Source organism: Ruegeria alba, from assembly GCF_022321465.1.
Classification (GTDB): Bacteria; Pseudomonadota; Alphaproteobacteria; order Rhodobacterales; family Rhodobacteraceae; genus Ruegeria_B; species Ruegeria_B alba.
The window spans coordinates 43,410-60,487 of record NZ_JAKOEM010000010.1 but is presented as its reverse complement, the minus strand read 5'-3'; the positions used below and the strand labels follow the sequence as shown (position 1 = coordinate 60,487).

General features: G+C 63.0%; 20 protein-coding genes. 6 read left to right on the top strand and 14 right to left on the bottom strand.

Features of this window, described 5'->3' with window-relative positions; translation table 11 throughout:
• Positions 1-165 precede the first annotated feature (165 nt).
• From MB818_RS12565 to MB818_RS12550, 4 genes are read right to left on the bottom strand one after another with little or no spacing between them, the layout of a single operon-like run.
• Positions 166-1,080 carry an OmpA family protein gene (locus tag MB818_RS12565; RefSeq protein WP_238905275.1) on the bottom strand — a complete coding sequence of 305 codons (915 nt, stop codon included), beginning with the start codon at positions 1,078-1,080 and terminating at the stop codon, positions 166-168.
• Positions 1,077-1,649: a peroxidase-related enzyme gene (locus MB818_RS12560; RefSeq protein WP_234142361.1), complete on the bottom strand. Its 573-nt coding sequence runs from the start codon at positions 1,647-1,649 to the stop codon at positions 1,077-1,079. Before MB818_RS12560 ends, MB818_RS12565 begins: the two co-directional genes overlap by 4 nt.
• Positions 1,646-2,371, bottom strand: coding sequence for a GNAT family N-acetyltransferase (locus tag MB818_RS12555; RefSeq protein WP_234137085.1), 726 nt, complete (start codon positions 2,369-2,371; stop codon positions 1,646-1,648). Before MB818_RS12555 ends, MB818_RS12560 begins: the two co-directional genes overlap by 4 nt.
• Entirely contained in the window at positions 2,368-3,090 is a 723-nt protein-coding gene (locus tag MB818_RS12550; protein ID WP_234137084.1) for a competence/damage-inducible protein A, read from the bottom strand. Before MB818_RS12550 ends, MB818_RS12555 begins: the two co-directional genes overlap by 4 nt.
• A 49-nt stretch (positions 3,091-3,139) precedes the next feature.
• On the opposite strand from MB818_RS12550, the gene sfsA reads away from it, so the two are divergent.
• Positions 3,140-3,832 (top strand): DNA/RNA nuclease SfsA, encoded by a 693-nt coding sequence (sfsA, locus tag MB818_RS12545; protein ID WP_238905273.1) that lies wholly within the window; start codon positions 3,140-3,142, stop codon positions 3,830-3,832.
• An 85-nt stretch (positions 3,833-3,917) separates the two neighbouring features.
• The gene (map, locus tag MB818_RS12540; RefSeq protein ID WP_234137082.1) at positions 3,918-4,727 is read left to right on the top strand and encodes a type I methionyl aminopeptidase; all 810 of its coding nucleotides are present in this window, start codon (positions 3,918-3,920) and stop codon (positions 4,725-4,727) included.
• A gap of 102 nt (positions 4,728-4,829) precedes the next feature.
• Here map and MB818_RS12535 read toward each other — a convergent pair whose 3' ends face one another.
• The 3 genes from MB818_RS12535 to MB818_RS12525 all read right to left on the bottom strand — a co-directional run bounded on the left by MB818_RS12535 (position 4,830) and on the right by MB818_RS12525 (position 7,333).
• Positions 4,830-5,477 (bottom strand): HAD family hydrolase, encoded by a 648-nt coding sequence (locus MB818_RS12535; RefSeq protein ID WP_234176196.1) that lies wholly within the window; start codon positions 5,475-5,477, stop codon positions 4,830-4,832.
• Between the two features lie 87 nt (positions 5,478-5,564).
• Positions 5,565-6,125, bottom strand: coding sequence for a 16S rRNA (guanine(966)-N(2))-methyltransferase RsmD (gene rsmD, locus MB818_RS12530; RefSeq protein WP_234162874.1), 561 nt, complete (start codon positions 6,123-6,125; stop codon positions 5,565-5,567).
• Positions 6,122-7,333, bottom strand: coding sequence for an NAD(P)/FAD-dependent oxidoreductase (locus MB818_RS12525; protein ID WP_238905271.1), 1,212 nt, complete (start codon positions 7,331-7,333; stop codon positions 6,122-6,124). Before MB818_RS12525 ends, rsmD begins: the two co-directional genes overlap by 4 nt.
• 98 nt (positions 7,334-7,431) lie before the next feature.
• Between MB818_RS12525 and MB818_RS12520 the strand changes: the two genes are divergently transcribed.
• A complete protein-coding gene (locus MB818_RS12520) occupies positions 7,432-7,917 on the top strand; it encodes a peroxiredoxin (protein WP_234142351.1) in 486 nt (161 codons plus the stop codon).
• Positions 7,918-7,921: 4 nt separating this feature from the next.
• Here MB818_RS12520 and MB818_RS12515 read toward each other — a convergent pair whose 3' ends face one another.
• On the bottom strand, positions 7,922-9,142 hold the full coding sequence (locus tag MB818_RS12515) for an MFS transporter (protein ID WP_238905269.1): 1,221 nt from the start codon (positions 9,140-9,142) through the stop codon (positions 7,922-7,924).
• Positions 9,143-9,209: 67 nt separating this feature from the next.
• Between MB818_RS12515 and MB818_RS12510 the strand changes: the two genes are divergently transcribed.
• Positions 9,210-9,632, top strand: coding sequence for a helix-turn-helix domain-containing protein (locus tag MB818_RS12510; protein ID WP_238905267.1), 423 nt, complete (start codon positions 9,210-9,212; stop codon positions 9,630-9,632).
• Here MB818_RS12510 and MB818_RS12505 read toward each other — a convergent pair.
• The 6 genes from MB818_RS12505 to MB818_RS12480 all read right to left on the bottom strand — a co-directional run bounded on the left by MB818_RS12505 (position 9,629) and on the right by MB818_RS12480 (position 15,467).
• Positions 9,629-9,922, bottom strand: a complete 294-nt coding sequence (locus MB818_RS12505) for a 4a-hydroxytetrahydrobiopterin dehydratase (RefSeq protein WP_234170646.1) — start codon at positions 9,920-9,922, stop codon at positions 9,629-9,631. The two genes, MB818_RS12510 and MB818_RS12505, sit on opposite strands and share 4 nt — an antisense overlap.
• Positions 9,919-11,106 carry a GNAT family N-acetyltransferase gene (locus tag MB818_RS12500; protein ID WP_238905265.1) on the bottom strand — a complete coding sequence of 396 codons (1,188 nt, stop codon included), beginning with the start codon at positions 11,104-11,106 and terminating at the stop codon, positions 9,919-9,921. The genes MB818_RS12505 and MB818_RS12500 overlap by 4 nt, the downstream gene beginning before the upstream one ends.
• Positions 11,107-11,149: 43 nt before the next feature.
• Positions 11,150-11,908 carry a glycerophosphodiester phosphodiesterase family protein gene (locus MB818_RS12495; RefSeq protein ID WP_234216161.1) on the bottom strand — a complete coding sequence of 253 codons (759 nt, stop codon included), beginning with the start codon at positions 11,906-11,908 and terminating at the stop codon, positions 11,150-11,152.
• Positions 11,905-12,363 carry a RidA family protein gene (locus tag MB818_RS12490; protein WP_234137072.1) on the bottom strand — a complete coding sequence of 153 codons (459 nt, stop codon included), beginning with the start codon at positions 12,361-12,363 and terminating at the stop codon, positions 11,905-11,907. Before MB818_RS12490 ends, MB818_RS12495 begins: the two co-directional genes overlap by 4 nt.
• 72 nt (positions 12,364-12,435) lie before the next feature.
• Positions 12,436-13,737 (bottom strand): HlyD family type I secretion periplasmic adaptor subunit, encoded by a 1,302-nt coding sequence (locus tag MB818_RS12485; RefSeq protein ID WP_234137071.1) that lies wholly within the window; start codon positions 13,735-13,737, stop codon positions 12,436-12,438.
• A complete protein-coding gene (locus MB818_RS12480) occupies positions 13,734-15,467 on the bottom strand; it encodes a type I secretion system permease/ATPase (RefSeq protein WP_234137070.1) in 1,734 nt (577 codons plus the stop codon). The genes MB818_RS12485 and MB818_RS12480 overlap by 4 nt, the downstream gene beginning before the upstream one ends.
• A 198-nt stretch (positions 15,468-15,665) precedes the next feature.
• Between MB818_RS12480 and MB818_RS12475 the strand changes: the two genes are divergently transcribed.
• Both MB818_RS12475 and MB818_RS12470 read left to right on the top strand, forming a co-directional pair.
• A complete protein-coding gene (locus tag MB818_RS12475) occupies positions 15,666-16,472 on the top strand; it encodes an MlaA family lipoprotein (RefSeq protein ID WP_234137069.1) in 807 nt (268 codons plus the stop codon).
• Complete coding sequence (locus MB818_RS12470; RefSeq protein ID WP_234142341.1) at positions 16,462-17,070, top strand: MlaC/ttg2D family ABC transporter substrate-binding protein; 609 nt, start codon at positions 16,462-16,464, stop codon at positions 17,068-17,070. The genes MB818_RS12475 and MB818_RS12470 overlap by 11 nt, the downstream gene beginning before the upstream one ends.
• Positions 17,071-17,078: the final 8 nt, after the last annotated feature.

Here is a 17,078-nt window from a genome sequence, read left to right as displayed (position 1 = left end):
CGCCGCGCTGACCACGAACCGAAGCATGTACCCCAAGGGTCTCAGCCGAAAGCCGCGACAAAAGCCAGGGCGGGCACCAAGAATATCAAAGGAACCGCTATGGCGGATCAATTGTTCTGAGCAAAATGGCTTGACTGGGACTCCCCCGTTACCGAAGTCCGGACCCTACGGCGAAACTTGCACCGCCTCGACCCGCCGGTTGGCCTCGCGCCCTTCCAGGGTCAGGTTCGAGGCGACAGGCGCTAGGTATCCAACTCCTTGCGCCTGCAACTGCTCCGGCCGGATGTCGTACTGCTCGATCAGCCGGGCCCGCACCGCCTCGGCCCGCTGGCGGGACAGGTCGATGTTGGTCTCCAGACTGCCGATGTTGTCGGTGTGCCCGACCAGAACCAGGCGCATACCGCCATCCCGCAGCAGCAACTGCGCCAGTTCAGCCAGCGTGTCAAAAGGCCCTTCGCCCAGAGCATCCGATCCGGTGGCGAAGTCGAGTCCAGAGAGAATCACCCGTCCACGGGTCTGAAGGCGCCCGGCAAGGTCGAGCGGCACAGCGGCTGCAGCGGGTTTCTCGACTGCGATAGGGTCAAGCACCACCGACCCGGCTGGAAACACCTGGATCAGCTGTACATATGCATCGGGCGGATTGCGGCTGACCAAAAGGCTCAGCGCCTCGTCCCCACGCATCGCCGACAAAAACCGATAGTCACGCACCGCCACATACATGTCGGGGCTCGGCACCACCTCGGTCGCAAAGCGGAAATCGAAGCCGCCGCAGTTCTCGGCCGGGCAATCGAGGAGGATCTCGTATCCGGCCTCAAGTATCTGGTCACGCAGCGGGGCGAAGACCTGCAAGGTGGTCTTGGACCCGATGCTGATCCGCCAGGTGCGTTTTTCGATCCGTCCTTCGAGCAGGACCGAAGGCAGCCCCTCGGCCCCGTGCACACCGGTCGGCAAGGCATAGCTGTCAAGCGCGCGAATACGCTCGGTCAGTTGCCGGCTACCCTGCGGCAAGGTCAGGCTCAACTCCTGCGCCAGTGCAGGTGTCGCCGCCAGTGCGGCGCAGAGGGCAAGCCTGGCGATCATCGGAATTGTGAATGATACTCGTCATTGGGCACCATCGCCGTGGCGCTGGCGACCCGGTTCGACATGTTATAAAAACCGGCGACATTGGCGATGTCCCAGATGTCACGGTCGCTGAACCCCACATCGCGCAGGGCCTGGCGATGCTCCTCCTCGATCTCGGCGCTGGCGGTTGTCATCTTGGCGGCGAAATCCAGCATCGCGCGCTGACGCGCATCCAGCGGCGCCACGCGATAGTTCATCACCAGCATCTCACCCAGTTTCGGGTCGCCCGACAACTGCCGCACGGCAGCGCCATGCGCGACCAGGCAGTAGAAACACTTGTTGATCGACGAAACCACAACCGCGATCATCTCGCGTTCCAGCTTGCTCAGGCCGCTGGGTGCTAGCATCAGATCGTTATACATCGCGGTAAAGGCATTGAGCTTGGCAATGTCGAACGCGTTCGCCTTGAGGACATTGGGCACCATGCCCAGTTTCTCGACACAGATATCGAAGTATTTCTGCGTTTCCGGCGGCAACGGGTCCACCATCGGCAGGTCCAGCGCGGTGGGGCGGGTCTGGTCGGTCATGCGGTCTCTTTCTCCTCCAGCAGGCGATAGTGATACTCTCCGACGATCTCCATGCCGAGAGAGCGGTAGAGCGCATTGGCGCCCTCGTTCGCCTTGGTGCAGACCACGCTAAGAGTATGCGCGCCGTTGTCCATCGCCCAAAAGGCCGCGCCGCGCATCGCCCATTGGCCCAGACCCTGACGGCGCTGGTTCGGCGGAATCTCAAGCGCATGGAGCATGGCGACGCCGTCATGGATAGCGACAAACGCGACACCGCCCGGCTTGTCCCGATGCCGCATCAGAAGGCCGGTTTTGGGCCCGGTGACCCGGTCCATCACCGCCAGCCGCCCGGGTCCGATGCCGCCCTCGGCCCACAACTCGCGCATGATGGCCAGCGGCTCCCACAGGGCAAAGACGGTCACACGCGGGATCGGGGTATCGGTCAGCTGGGTGACGGGACAGGCATAGATATTGACCGGATCGACGATGGAGTAGCCGCGTCCTGCCAGTGACGCATCCAGTGCCTCGTCACCGGGGCGCAGTTGGAAAAGCGGTGGTTGACCCATTTGCCGCATCGCGGCCTCGGCGGCATCGATCTGAACCTCGGAAACCGCACCCGAGGCAGAGGCGGCAGAGACCCGCTTGCCGCCGCCACTCCCCTCGCGCAGGGTCAGGGTGCCGTCTGTCCGGCTGTCGGCGGCGGGCCAAGTCGCATCGACTACCGCGAACCAGTCAGGCGTCATTGCGCGGTCTCCCGCGCAAGCCGGGTCACTGCCGCGTCGATCCGGGCACCATCCGTGCCCCGCACTACGACATTGGCACCGAACGCCCCGTTGATCTGGAACGGGTAGCACCCAATCGTCAGATCGGGAAAGTCCGCCGCAAGCTGTGTCAGGGTGGCGGCAATGTCGCCCTCGCCCCGGTCGATGCGCAGGGTCTGCGACAACAACGGCTCACCGCCGGTCAGTGTCGGCAGGATACTGGCGACCATCGCCTGAAACACGCTGGGGACACCGGCCATGACATGCACATTTCGGATGGTGAAACCGGGCGCCGTGCTGACCGGATTGTCGATCAACGTGGCACTGTCAGGGATACGGGCCATGCGCAGGCGGGCCGCGTTCAACTCCAGCCCGGTCTTGGCATAATGCGCCTCGAGCAGGGCGCGCGCATCGGCGCGGATGTCGATATGGTCGCCAAAGGCGCGAGCGATGCAGTCGGCGGTGATGTCGTCATGAGTGGGACCGATGCCACCGCTGGTGAACACATGGTCGAACCCGTCTGACAGAGCCTTGACCGCCGCTTCGATGGCGGGCGCATCGTCGCTGACGACCCGCACCTCTTTCAGGTCGATCCCGTGCTTGGTCAGTTCCCCGGCCAGGTGGTGCGTGTTGGCGTCGCGGGTTCGGCCCGACAGGATCTCGTCCCCGATGACCAGCATGGCGGCGGTTGGGTTTGGCATGGCGCCCTCTCTCTTGATCGACCCTTGCCGCAGGTATAGGCCCGGTATCATGCGCTTTCAAACAACTCTTGTCCCCGCCCGTCTGATCCGCCGCTATAAACGCTTTCTGGCCGATTGCCGGCTGGAGAACGGGCGCGAGGTAACCGCCCACTGCGCCAATCCCGGGTCGATGATGGGGCTGGCGGAACCCGGAACCAAAATCTGGTTGGAGCCCAATGACGATCCGAAGAAGAAGCTGAAATTCGGCTGGCGTTTAGTAGATCACGAGAACGGCCATTTCACCGGCGTCGATACCTCGGTCCCGAACCGGGCGCTGAAGGGTGCGCTCGAGCGCCGCGCCATCCCGGCGCTTGCCGCCTATGAAACGGTCCGGCCCGAGGTTAAATACGGCCAGAACAGCCGTATCGACTTTCTGCTCAGCCAGCCCGGCCTGCCGGACGCCTATGTCGAAGTGAAAAGCGTAACGCTATGCCGCCAGCCTGGGCTGGCAGAGTTTCCCGATAGCGTGACCGCGCGCGGTGCAAAGCATCTGGCGGAACTGGCCACGGTCGCGCGGCAGGGGCATCGGGCGATCATGCTCTATCTCGTGCAGCGCTCCGATTGCGACAGCTTCTCTTTGGCCGCAGATATCGACCCGACCTACGCGCGCGCCTTTGAAACTGCCCGGAGCCAGGGTGTGGAAAAGCTGATCTTGTCGACCCATATCTCGCCCGAAGGGGTCGAAATCGCCGAGATGCTTTGACATATTGCGACCCTGCGACCTCTGGCACTTTCTGCGCAAGCAGCCTAAATAGGGTTCCGCGCGCAACAAATGGAGCCCCGCACCGATGAAGGAACATCGTGGCCGCCTGACCAAGGATGGCATCCGCATCTACGAACCCGCGGACTTTGCCGGCATGCATGCCGCAGGGGCAGTCGCGGCGCGCATCCTGGACGATGTCGCGGAACATGTCTTTCCGGGACAGACCACGGGCGAGATTGACCGGATCATCACCGAGATGGTTGAGGCGGCCGGCGCGAAATCGGCGACCATCGGCTACAAGGGCTATCAGCACGCCAGCTGCATCTCGGTCAACCATGTGGTCTGCCACGGGATTCCCGGCGACAAGCGTCTGGGCGATGGCGACATCCTGAACATCGACGTGACCGTGATCGTCGACGGCTGGTTCGGCGACACAAGCCGGATGTATGTGGCGGGAAAGCTGCCGCGCAAGGCCGAACGGCTGATCCAGGTCACCCATGACGCGCTGTTCAAAGGCATCGAGATGGTCAAGCCGGGCAACACGTTTGGCGACATCGGCCACGCGATCCAGACCTATGTCGAGGCGCATCGCATGTCGGTGGTACGCGATTTCTGCGGTCACGGGCTGGGCCAGGTGTTCCATGCCCCACCCAACGTGCTGCATTACGGCCGTCCCGGTACCGGCGCGGTGCTGGAAGAGGGTATGTTCTTTACCATCGAACCGATGGTGAACCTGGGCCGTCCCGAGACCAAGACGCTGGCCGATGACTGGACCGCGGTCACCCGCGACAAGTCTCTTTCGGCACAGTTCGAGCATTCGGTGGGCGTGACGGCAGACGGGGTCGAGATCTTTACCCTGTCGCCGGGCGGCAAGTTCCATCCGACCTACGCCTGACCAGGTTGGAACCGGGGGCCAGCCCCCGGACCCCCGGGATATTTATGGCAAGAGGAAAGACAAGGCGCGCAGACGCTGGAAGGGTGCGCGCGAGCGCGCCTGTCAGAGTCCCAGCAGCGCCGGAACCTCGGCCATTTCGTGAAACACCTCGGCCCCGAGTTCGCGCAGCCGCGCGCCGTCGTCATGGGCGGCATAGCCAAGGCAGCGCATTCCGGCCCGAATAGCGGCGGTCACACCGCTGGTGCTGTCCTCAATCACCACGCAATCCCTTGCCTGCACCTGGAATTGTCTGGCAGCGGTCTGGAACAGACCCGGATCAGGCTTGGAAACACCAAGTTCATGCGCTGAAAACATGGCGTTGGGATGGAACCGCTCCCACAGCCCGTTTTGGCCCAGTGTGATGCGCATTTTGCCTTCGCTGCCGTTGGAGGCCACGCAACAGCTGATGCCAGCGGCATCCAACCTTTTCAGCAATTCCGGGATACCGGACACCAGCGGCACACCCTTTCGAAGGCAGGCGTATTCCTCGGAATAGACCTGCTCTAGCCAATCATGTGGCAGATCTGCACCCAGGCTGATCGCCTTTTCCCTTACCCCGGCCATGGAACAGCCAACGAACAGTTCCATCGACTGTTCCGCGGTCAGCGGCAGCCCATGCCGCGTCAGGTTTTCCGCCATTATCCGGTTGGACGTTGGCTCGCTGTCTACCAGAACCCCGTCACAATCGAATATCACCAGTTCATGTCGCATGAGGTGCTCCGAGTTATCCAAACGAGGTCTATCGCGGCCAGGGCGTAGGGGCAAATCAGCAGCAAGCGACGGCATGCCGATCCTGTTTCACCCTGAAACATCCCGCCACATCAGGGATATGTGGGTATCACCATATTTGCGGGTATCATGAAGGGTGAACCCTTGGGGCGCGGGCATGGGGGCGCTTTCCTCCCACACGATCAGGGCGTCATCAGCCACCCAGCCGCCAGCCAACGCTGCCGCAAGGGCGCGCGCGCCGATTCCCTTGCCATAGGGCGGGTCGAGAAAGATCAGGCCGCAGGGCGCGCCGGGATTGGGGCCAAGGCGGGTGGCATCGCGGCGGATCAGCGTGGTGCTGTCACCGCTGCCGGTCAGCGAGATGTTCTTGGTGATCAGCCCCTGCGCCACCCGGCCGTCATCGACGAATGTGACATGCGCGGCCCCGCGCGACAGTGCCTCGAGCCCCAGCGCGCCGGTACCCGCAAACAGGTCGAGCACCTGCGCGCCCTCGATCACATTCAGATGGGTCAGCACGCTGAACAGGCTTTCGCGGACGCGGTCGGTGGTGGGGCGCAGATGCGCGCCCGCATCGCCCTTGCCGACCGAGGCCAGCGCCCGGCCCCGGAATGCGCCCGCGATGATCCTCACGCCTTGAGCAGCGGCTTCAGGTCCGCCGACGGGTCGGCCACGACGGCCGGATCGGCGGTCTTGCCACTGTCGATCAGCCGCTTGCCCACCATATAGGCGCGCGGGTCGTTCATCGCATCGACCGCCACCAGCTGGTCACCGGTGTAATACCAGAAAGACACCGTCTGCCCTTCGCCTGGACGGGTCACCACCCGGTCATAGCCGGTATTCAGCCCGGCGATCTGCAATTTGACGTCATATTGGTCAGACCAGAACCACGGCTGCGCCACATAATCCTTGCCCGTGCCCAGCATGTTCTGTGCCACGGTTTCGGCCTGGTCGATGGCGTTGGGCACGCTTTCCAGCCGGATGCGCCCGCCCTTGTAGGGGAACGAGGCACAATCGCCCGCCGCCCAGATCGACGGGTCCGAGGTGCGGCCCTGCGCATCGGTGCGGATGCCGTTTTCGATCGCCAGACCCGCCGCTTCGGCCAGAGCCGTGGCTGGGGCGATGCCGACGCCAACCACCACGAAATCGACCGGCAATTCGCTTCCGTCCGTCAGCACCGCGCTGCTCACGCGGCCTTGCGCGCCGGTCAGTCGGGTCAGGCCCACACCCTCGTGGATATCGACCCCGTGGCCGGTATGAAGCGCGCGGAAATAGGCGCTGGTCTCAGGCGCCGCGACCCGTTGCAGGATGCGGTCGGCCATTTCGACCAGTGTAACCTTCACCCCGCGCTTGGCACAGACGGCAGCAGCCTCAAGGCCGATATACCCGCCCCCAACGATCAGGGCGCGGGCGCCTTCGGTCACCGCAGGGGCCATTGCGTCGATATCGGCGAGGTCGCGCACCACATGCACACCCGCCAGATCGCCACCGATGGCAGCGGGCAGGCGCCGCGGTTCGGACCCGGTGGTCAGCGCCAGCTGGTCGTAAGAGATGACCTCGTCACCCAGCGAAACGGTCTTGGCCGCCGGGTCGATGGCACTCACCCGTGCGTCCAACCGCAAGGTGATGTTCTGCTCGGCATAGAAACTCTCGGGCCGCAGGAACAGCCGCTCTTTCTCCATCTCGCCCAGCAGATAGGCCTTGCTGAGCGGCGGGCGCTGATAGGGCGGAACCGCTTCGGCGCCGATCAGGGTGATCTCTCCCGCAAACCCGTCCTTGCGCAGCCGCGCGACCAGAGACGCCCCCGCCTGTCCGGCACCGATCACAACGATATGGCTCATCACTCTGCCCGCCCCGCTTTTTCCCATGGCCTTGTCATATCTGACAGCTATATGCCGGAGGGACGAGTTCCGCAAATCCAACAGAGAGGTTCACGAGGATGATTTCAGTCGGAGATACGCTGCCGGACGCCACATTCATGGTCTTCAGTGACAAGGGCCCCGAGACGGTCGATCTTGGCGCCAAGCTCAAGGGCCGCAAGGTGGTGATGTTCGGCCTGCCGGGCGCCTTTACCCGTGGCTGTTCCATGACACATCTGCCCAGCTTCATCCGTACCCGTCAGGCCCTGGCCGACAAGGGCGTGGACGAGGTGATCTGCGTTTCCGTGAACGACCCGTTCGTGATGACGGCATGGGGCCAGCAAAGCGGCGCGGCCGAGGCCGGTATCACCATGCTGGCCGACCCGACTGCCGAGTTCACCAAGGCCATCGGGCTGGCATTCAGCGCGCCGGTTGTGGGCCTCTACGACCGCTGCCAGCGCTTTGCCCTGATGGCCGAGGATGGGGTGGTCAAGGTGCTGAACCTCGAGGAAGAGGCCGGCGCCTGCAAGCTGACTGTGGGCGAGGAACTGCTGGAGCAGATCTGACATCTCAGACCGCGTGGCCGCGAATGCGCCTGCGCTGCAAGACACAACCGATCAGCGCCAGCGCGCTGATCGTTGCCAGCAGCACCCCGGCCCCCAGGTAGAGCCCGTCAAAGCCTATGGCGGCGATGATGGGCAGACTCAGGAAGGGTGACAGGACCTGGCCCAGAAAGATGGCGGTGGTCAGCAGACCACCGGCGGCCCCCCGGCGCCGTGCCGGGGCAATCGCCAGCATCACAGTCACAAATGCGGGCAGCACCCAGGCAAAGCCGATCCCGATGCACACCGCCCCGGCCAACATCGCGGGAAGCCCCGCCTGGGCCCCGATGGCGGCCATGCCCGTCGCCATGGCACCATATCCCAGCGTCCAGCTCCCGCTCACACCCAACCGGGCGGCAAGTCGGCCATAGACCAGCGCGGCCAGCCCCCCGGCCAGCGTCAGCAGGCCCAGCACCGTGCCGGTCATTACCGCGCTGTCATGGCCGAGAGCGTCCAGATAGAACGGGATCTGCGTCGGCATGATGAAGAAGGTCATGTTTGTGACCATCTGGAGCAGCAAGAGGCCAGTCAGGATCAGCCGCCATTGCGGGTGCCCGTCCGCCTCTGGCGCATCTCCCTCCTGCGTAATCGGCTGCTGGGCAGGACGCGGCAAGGATTGCAGGACAAAGGGCAGGACCAGCAGCGGCAAAGCGTAGATGGCAAAGGGCAGCCGGGGTGACAGTGCGGCCAGCACCCCGGCGGACGAGATGAAAAAGAAACCGCCAAAGTTGCGCGCCGAGGTCAGCAAGCCGGTCAGTGCCACCCGCGCCGCACCGCTGAAGTAGTCCCCTATCAGTGCGGTCTGTGTGGTCATGATCGCGGCCACCGCGATACCCAGAATCAAGCGGCTTACCAGCATGCTCTCCAAGCTCGGCAGCAGCAACCCGGCACTGCCCGCCAGAACAAAGAGGGCGATACCCCAGACAAGCAAGCCGCGCCGCCCGATGCGGTCGGACAGCACCCCGACCAGCGGCGCGACGAACACCACCGCAAGCGAGGGCGCAGGCACCAGCAGGCGGGTCAACAAATCGACTTGTGGATGATCGGCGAACTCGCGCGCCAGCCCGGGCAGGGCCGGGCTGATAGTGGCGTTTGCCATGATGGTCAGCGTGGCCGCCAACAGCAGCGCCTGCGCCCGCCGGTCGCGCCAGATCGCTTGGGCAGGGGGGACTTCGACAGGGGATTTCATGATCGACCTCTTGATCCATTCGCATCAGGCGCGCACTCTGCGAATTCAAGCCAACTTGAGGTCAAGCGTGAAAATTCTGGATATCGGCGAGGTTGCCGCGCAATCGGGCGTACCGCCCTCGACGCTGCGCTATTACGAGGAACAGGGGCTGGTTGCACCCATCGGGCGCAAGGGGCTACGGCGGCAATACGGACCACAGACCCTGCTGCGGCTGACCCTGATCTCGATGGGCAAGGCGGCCGGGTTCAGCCTGCCCGAGATTGCTCGGATGCTGGGCGCGGACGGGCGCCCCGACCTGCCCCGCGACGAATTGCACGCGCGCGCCGACGATCTGGGCCGTCAGATCCGGCGCCTGCAACTGTTACAGGATACACTCAGACACGTCGCCGATTGCCCGGCGCCGTCACATCTGGACTGTCCCAGTTTTCAGAAGCTGATGCGCCAGGCCGAGCGGACGGCGGCGCGGGGTGGGAAACACGCGACGCGCTAGCAGAGGCTGTCCATCTTGCGAGCCAGCTTGGCGTCCAGCGCGCTCAGCCCGTCGACATCATGGGTGGTCAGCACCACCGCGACCCGGCCATAGACATTGGACCATTCGGGATGGTGGTTCCATTTCTCGGCCCAGATCGCCACCCGCATCATCCAGCCCATCGCCTCGACGAAATTGTCAAAGGCAAAGGTCTTGGCAATCGCATCGCGGCCATCGACCATGGTCCAGCCATTGGCAAAGAGCGGCCCCAACAGCGGCCCCCGGGTTTCTTCGGACAAACGTTCGGTCATTCCCGCTCCTCTACTTGTGCCCGTCTGAATGGGCCGTAATCGGTCAAGATCTCGATCTCTTCATCCACTGCCGCGCGCTCCGCCTCCAGATACCGGGCCACCGCATCGGCAAAGCCCGGGTCGCCAACCCAATGCAGGCTGTGCGTCACCGCCGGCAGATAGCCGCGCGCCAGCTTGTGCTCGCCCTGCGCCCCGGCCTCGACCCGGGCCAGACCATGGGCGATGGCCCAGTCGATGGCGCGATAATAGCACAGTTCGAAATGCAGGCAGGGGTGATGTTCGACGCAACCCCAATAACGGCCGAAAAGCGCCTCGCGCCCGATGAAGTTCAGCGCGCCCGCCACCGGAACCCCGTCGCGTTCGGCCAGCACCAGCACCATGTCATCGGCCATGGTCCGATGCGCGATGTCGAAAAACGCCCGCGTCAGATAGGGCGAGCCCCATTTGCGCGCGCCGGTATCCTGGTAGAAGCGCCAGAACGCATCCCAGTGTTCAGGTCTGAGATCACTGCCGGTCAACGCACGGATCTGGCCACCGAAGCCCTGCGCCTGGGCGCGTTCCTTGCGGATTGCCTTGCGTTTGCGCGACGACAAGGCCGCCAGAAAACCGTCGAAATCGACATAGCCGTCATTGACCCAGTGAAACTGTTGCGAGACCCGGTGCATCAGCCCCATTTCGGCGCCTGCTTCGGCCTCTGCCTCGGTGCAAAAAGTGACATGCAGGCTGGAGACATTGTTGTTGGCCGCCAGTTGTACCGCGCCCTGCACCAGCGCCGATTGGCCGATACCTTCATATCCCGGACGCACCAGCAGGCGCCGGCCGGTCGCGGGTGTGAACGGAACCGTAATCTGCAGCTTGGGGTAATAGTGCCCGCCTGCCCGTTCATAGGCATGCGCCCAGCTGTGGTCGAAGATGTATTCGCCCTGGCTGTGGGATTTCACATACATCGGCGCGACGGCGATCATCATGCCATCCAGATGGGCGCTCAGGTATTGCGGCTGCCAGCCGGTGCCGCGCCCGACCGATCCGCTCTCCTCCAGCGCGCTCAGGAAACGGTGGGTGGTGAACGGGTCACGCGGCGGGCCGCCATCGGCACTTTCGGGACAGGCGCAGGCATCCCAGTCCGCCGCCGCGATCGCTGTCAACGACGGCACTATCTGAACCTTGATCTGCGCCTGATCCATGCCGGCCTCCTTGCCGGTTAATCTGTGCTGGCGCGCGAAGGGATCAAGCCGCGTAGCCCTCGAAGGTGACATTGTCGGCGACCCGGCGCGCCTCGGCCTCTTGCTCTGCCGAGCGGACCGTCCAGCATAGAACCGGCACACCACGAGACTTCAACTCGGCCACGCGCGGGCGGGCAAGGTCCTCGACCTCGTGGCTGATGAAGCTGGCGCCAACCCGGTCGTAATCGGGGATGTCGCGCAGCCGCTCGCAGGTCGCCAGCGACAGCGGCCATTCGGCGGGGTCATAGGCGCTGGTCACCAGCCCGCGCGGCAGGTCAGGGGCAAACCGCGCCATTGCCGCGATACTGTGCGGGTTGAAGGACATGACCGCAACCGGACCGTGATATCCACTCAACGCCTCGGCGGTGGCTTGTTCCAGCGGCCCCACATCCGGCCCCATGCCGCCATCCTGATCCTTGAGTTCGATCAGCAACGGCACCCGACCAGCCACCAGGTCGAGGATTTCGGTCAACGTCGGGATGCCCTCGCCATCGCCATGCAACAGCGCAATTCCAGCGGCCTCGGCAGCGGAGATCTGGCGGATCGGGCCGGACCGGCCTGTGAGCCGGTCCATGTCATAGTCGTGGAACACCATCGCCTGCCCGTCGCGCGTGAGTTGCAGGTCGATCTCGATCCCATAGGCAGCCTCGATCGCCGCGCGGATGGCCGCGCGGCTGTTCTCGGGCCGTCCGGCGGCGATGTCGTGATATCCGCGATGGGCGATGGGTCTCCCCAGCAGCGCGGCGGGCAGTTCAGGCGTCATTTGACCTCGAAGATACCTTCGATTTCGACCGCAACGCCCAACGGCAGCGCAGCAGCGCTGACGGCCGAACGCGAATGCCGTCCAGCATCGCCCAGCGCCTCGACCAGGAAATCAGAGGCGCCGTTGATCACCTGCGGTTGCGCGGTGAAATCGGCGGTCGAATTCACAAAGCCGGTCAGCTTGATAACACGCAACAGCTGATCCAGATCCCCGCCACAGGCGGCCTTGACCTGCGCCAACAGGTTGATCGCACAGCGCTTGGCGGCGGCGGCACCGGCATCGACCTCCATGTCATCGCCCAGCTTGCCGGTGATCAGGCCATTCTCGTCATTCGAGATCTGACCCGAGACATAGACGGTATTGCCGATCTTGACGAAAGGCACGTAGTTGGCCGCTGGTGCCGGCGCATTGGGCAGGGTCACCCCCAGGCTGGCCAGCTTGTCCTCATATCCCATGGCGTGCGTCCTCCTGTTCGCATTGACGGGCGGACGCTAGCCGGGAACGTCCGCCACGAAAAGGGCCAAAGATCAGGTTTCCCGGAACGCCTTGGTGAAATAGTCCGCCAGCGGCTTGACTAAATAATAGATCGGCGACTGGTCGGCGGTACGGATAAAGGCCTCGACCGGCATACCCGGGATCAGGGCGGCGCCCGGTGGCAGCTTGTCGGTCTCCCCCTCGTTCAGCTCGATCTCGACCCGGTAATAGGAGGCTCGGCTGGCCTCGTCGACAAAGGCATCGGCCGAGATTTGCATGACCGTGCCGATCAGTTCCGGCGTCAGGCGCTGATCCAGCGCCGAGAACCGCAGCGTGACCGGCTGGTCAACGTGTATCTGGTCGATATGGATGGTTTCAACCTTGGCCGCGATCACCAGTGGGCGGTCTTGAGGCACCAGGAATAGCACCGGCTCGGCGGGCCGGATTACCGAGCGCGGCGTATGCACCTGCAAGCCATAGACGATGCCGGACACCGGCGCCTTGATATCCAGCCGCGAGAGCTGCTCCAGAAGCGAGCGGCGCTGTTCGGCCAGTTCCAGTTCGCGATATTGCAGATCACGCAACCGGGTGATCGCCTCCTCGCGCTGGCGTGTCCCCAGTTTCAGGATCTCGATGTCGATTTCAGTGATACGACCCTCTTGCTGCGCCTGCGAGGCAATAAGCTCGCCCAACGAACCCTCAAGCTCTGCCTTGGTGCGCTCCAGGCTCAACACCCGTCCGGCCTGGGCCAGCCCCTTGTCCAGCAGCGATTGCTGGCTGGTCAGTTCCTCTTCGATCAGCTCCAGCTGCGAGCGGCGCGAGCGCTGTTGCGCCACGATCCCTTCGATCTGGTTGCCGATCTGACCGCGCCGCTTTTCAAGCTGTTCGGTTTCCTTGGTGACCGATTCCTGCCGGGCACGGAACAGGCGTTCCTGCCCGTCGAGCAATTCGGCGACTTCGGCGCGCGCGCGCGCAGCCTCCAGCAATTCGTCGTCGAAGATGATCTCGGAATTGCTGTCACGTTCGGCCTCCAGCCGACCGCGCCGGGCCATCAGCTCGAACAGCTGGCCCTCGGTGATCAACAGTTGCGAGGTCAGCAGATTGGCGTCTAGCCGGATCAGGGTCTGGCCCTCGGGCACGGTATCGCCCTCGTCCACCAGGATTTCTGCGACCACACCACCGTCGAGATGCTGCACCACCTGTCGATTCCGATCGACCTCGATCTGCCCACCGGCCACCACCGCTCCAGCTATCTGGCTCAGTACGGCCCAAGTTCCAAAGCCTCCTACAAGCACCACCAGCCCGATAAGACCAAGGATGATCGGCTTTCGGGCAGAGATTTCTTGCGCGCTCATCGGACGCCCCCCATTGTCTTGTTGGTTTTGAGGGCCTGGTGGTTGGTCACCATCTCTCGCAGGACCTGATCCTTGGGACCAAATGCGGTTCGGACGCCGTGATCGAGCACCAGCAACATGTCACATTCCGCAATCGCCGCCGGGCGATGAGCCATAATCAACACAGATTTCCCGGCCTCTTTCAGAGTCTTTATAGCCTTGTTCAGCGCTATCGAGCCTTCATTGTCGAGATTCGAATTCGGCTCATCCAGAATGACGATCACGGGATCGTCGTACAACGCGCGAGCCAGGCCAACCCGTTGCATCTGGCCGCCCGACAGGCGCCCGCCCCCGGCCGTTATGTGCGTGTCATAGCCATCGGGCAACTGCAGGATCATGTCATGCACTGCGGCCTTGGTCGCGGCTTCGACTACCTTTTTCGCGTCGGGTTCCCCGCTGAGACGGGCGATATTCTCGGCGATCGTACCCTCGAACAGTTGCACCCGTTGAGGTAGATAGCCGATGTGCTGACCCAGCACGTCAGGATCGTATTGCTCGATCGCCGCACCATCCAGCCGCACTGTCCCACCCGCAGGTTTCCACACCCCGGTCAGCGCGCGCGCCAGCGTCGACTTACCTGATCCCGAAGGGCCGATCACCCCGACCGCCTGCCCCGGCTGCACCGTAAAGCTGACAGTTTTGAGCTGCGCCCTCGTGTCCCCAGGGGGCACGACGGTCAACGACTGAACATCCAGTTTGGCCTTGGGTTTCGGCAGGTCCATGCGTTTGTTTTCCGGCCGAACCTTTTCCAGCAACTCACTCAAGTTCGACCAACCTTTGAGCGCACGCTGCACAACCTGCCACTGGTTTACGATCATCTCGACCGGCGCCAATGCGCGCCCCATCAGGATCGAGGCAGCGATCATCGCGCCCGGCGTCACTTCACCCTGGAGCACAAGATAGGCCCCCAGGCCCAACATGGCGGATTGCAGGAACAGGCGCAGCGTTTTCGTCAGGGTCGAGAAACTGCCCAGGACGTCACTGGCACTCAATCCATCCTTCAAAGAAGCGACCCGAGATTTGCGCCAGCGGCCGAACGCGGCCCCTCTCATGCCCATGGATTGAATGGTTTCCGCCTCGGTCCTTATCTCTTCGCCCATTTTGGCCGCCTGGTTCGAGGCGATGGCCGCATGCAAGGCAGGTTTGCGCGAAACCAGCTGGTTAATCCCGGTTATCGCAATCAGCAGGACTCCGCCTACAAGCGCAAGCAAGCCCAGCCACGGGTGAAAAATGGCGATCGCAAACAGAAAGATCGGCGTCCATGGCAAGTCAAAGATCGACATCGCAACCGGCGAGGCGATGAAACGTTGTACAGACTCCAGATCGGCCAACCCGGTCTGCGCCAGCGGATCCTGTGCCACCGCCGAGCGCCGCACCATGGCATCGAACACACGATGGTCCAGTGCCTCCTGAAACCGTGCACCGGCGCGCGACATCACCCTGCCCCGCGTGTAATCCAGTATGCCCATGACACCATAAAGGAAAACCACCAGCAGCGACAACGCGACCAGGGTCTGTTCTGAGCGGCTGCCCAAAACGCGGTCATAGACCTGCAACATGTAAAGCGGCCCGGTCAGCATCAGAAGGTTGGCAAAGAAGCTGAACAAGGCGACAAACCAATAGAGGCCCCGGCTTTGCCGGCGCGCTGCGCGCAGCTCTTCGGCACCGTGCAGATGTGATTTTGGTTTCATGTCACCTCGGTTCCAATTCTTGGGCGTCCCTTTGTGGACACATTTACGATATCCAAAGGGCGGGGTAGAACCGACCCTGTTTCAAATCGACGGAAGATAAACTATGTGTCTCCAATGCATCCGCAGAAACACATCGTAGTCGCGCTGATTTCAAGCCCAAATCGCAAATAAACTCGTAGGTTACATACCGAGACCGACATGTCCAAATTCTCCACCTCCTTTGTCAGGGTCAGCCTGGTATCATTGATTGCGATTCTGGCCGCATGCACAGGACCCGCACCGGAATCGGATGGTGGTAGCCGGGTCCATGACCCCTATGAAAACACAAATCGCTCGATACACAACTTCAACCGGGGGGTCGACAAGGCGCTTTTTCGCCCAGCGGCCAAGGGATACGTCACCGTCGTGCCGCGTCCGATGGTGAACTCGTTCAACATGTTTGCCGAGAACCTGTCGCTGCCGGGACAGGCGGTGGACTATCTTCTGCAGGGCAAACCCAAGGAAATGGGCACCACGCTGTTCCGCTTTGTGGTGAACTCGACCGTCGGCTTTGCTGGACTGGCAGATCCGGCCAGCGATTTCGAGATCCCGCGCGCCGATACCGATTTCGGCGAAACCCTGCATGTCTGGGGCGTGGCCGAGGGGCCCTATCTGGAATTGCCCCTTTATGGGCCCTCGACGGCGCGCGACGCGGTCGGTGTGGTGGTCAACCTGTTCACAAATCCCGTCGACTTTGCTCCGACCCGTCCGATCAACAACCTGGGGCTTTATGCCGAAGTGGTCCGTCGCCTGGGTGATCGCGGTCTCTACTCCGATACAGTCGATTCGATTCTCTATGGCAGCTCCGACAGTTACGCCCAGCTTCGCCTGATCTATCTGCAAAACCGCCGATTTGAACTGGCAGGCGATGACGAGGATGCCTATCTGGGTCTCTACACCGACCCCTATGCGGATCCCGGTTCTACCGCAGTGACCGACCCCTACGAGGACCCTTATGCCGAGTAAGCTCTTTTCCCGCCGCTCTTTCGTTTCCACCGTCTGTGTCGGCCTTACCGCGCTGGCACTGCCGCTGCCGGCCTTGGCCCTGACCGAGGCACGCGCGGCCTCGCTAGTCAACGAAGTGGTGAACGAGATCAACCGTGTCATCGCCTCGGGAAAGTCCGAAAGTGCGATGATCCGCGATTTCGAGAAACTGTTTGTTCGCTACGGCGATGTGCCGATCATGGCGCGCTATGCGTTGGGGCCGGACGCACGCACAGCCTCTCCTGCACAGCTGCGGTCCTTTACCCAGGCGTTTCAGGGGTACATCTCGCGCAAATATGGCAAACGGTTCCGCGAGTTCATCGGCGGTGAGGTGACCGTCAAGACCGCGCGCAAGATCAAGGCAGGTTACGAGGTCAAGACCTCGGTCAAGCTGCAAGGTCAGGCACCGTTTGACGTGACCTTTCTGGTTTCGGACAAATCCGGCAAGGACAAGTTCTTCAACATGTTCATCGAAGGGGTGAACCTGTTGTTGACCGAGCGCACCGAGATCGGCTCGATGCTGGATCGACGCAAGGGCGACCTGAACGCGCTGATCCGCGATCTGGCCAGCGCGGGGTAACCCCGCGC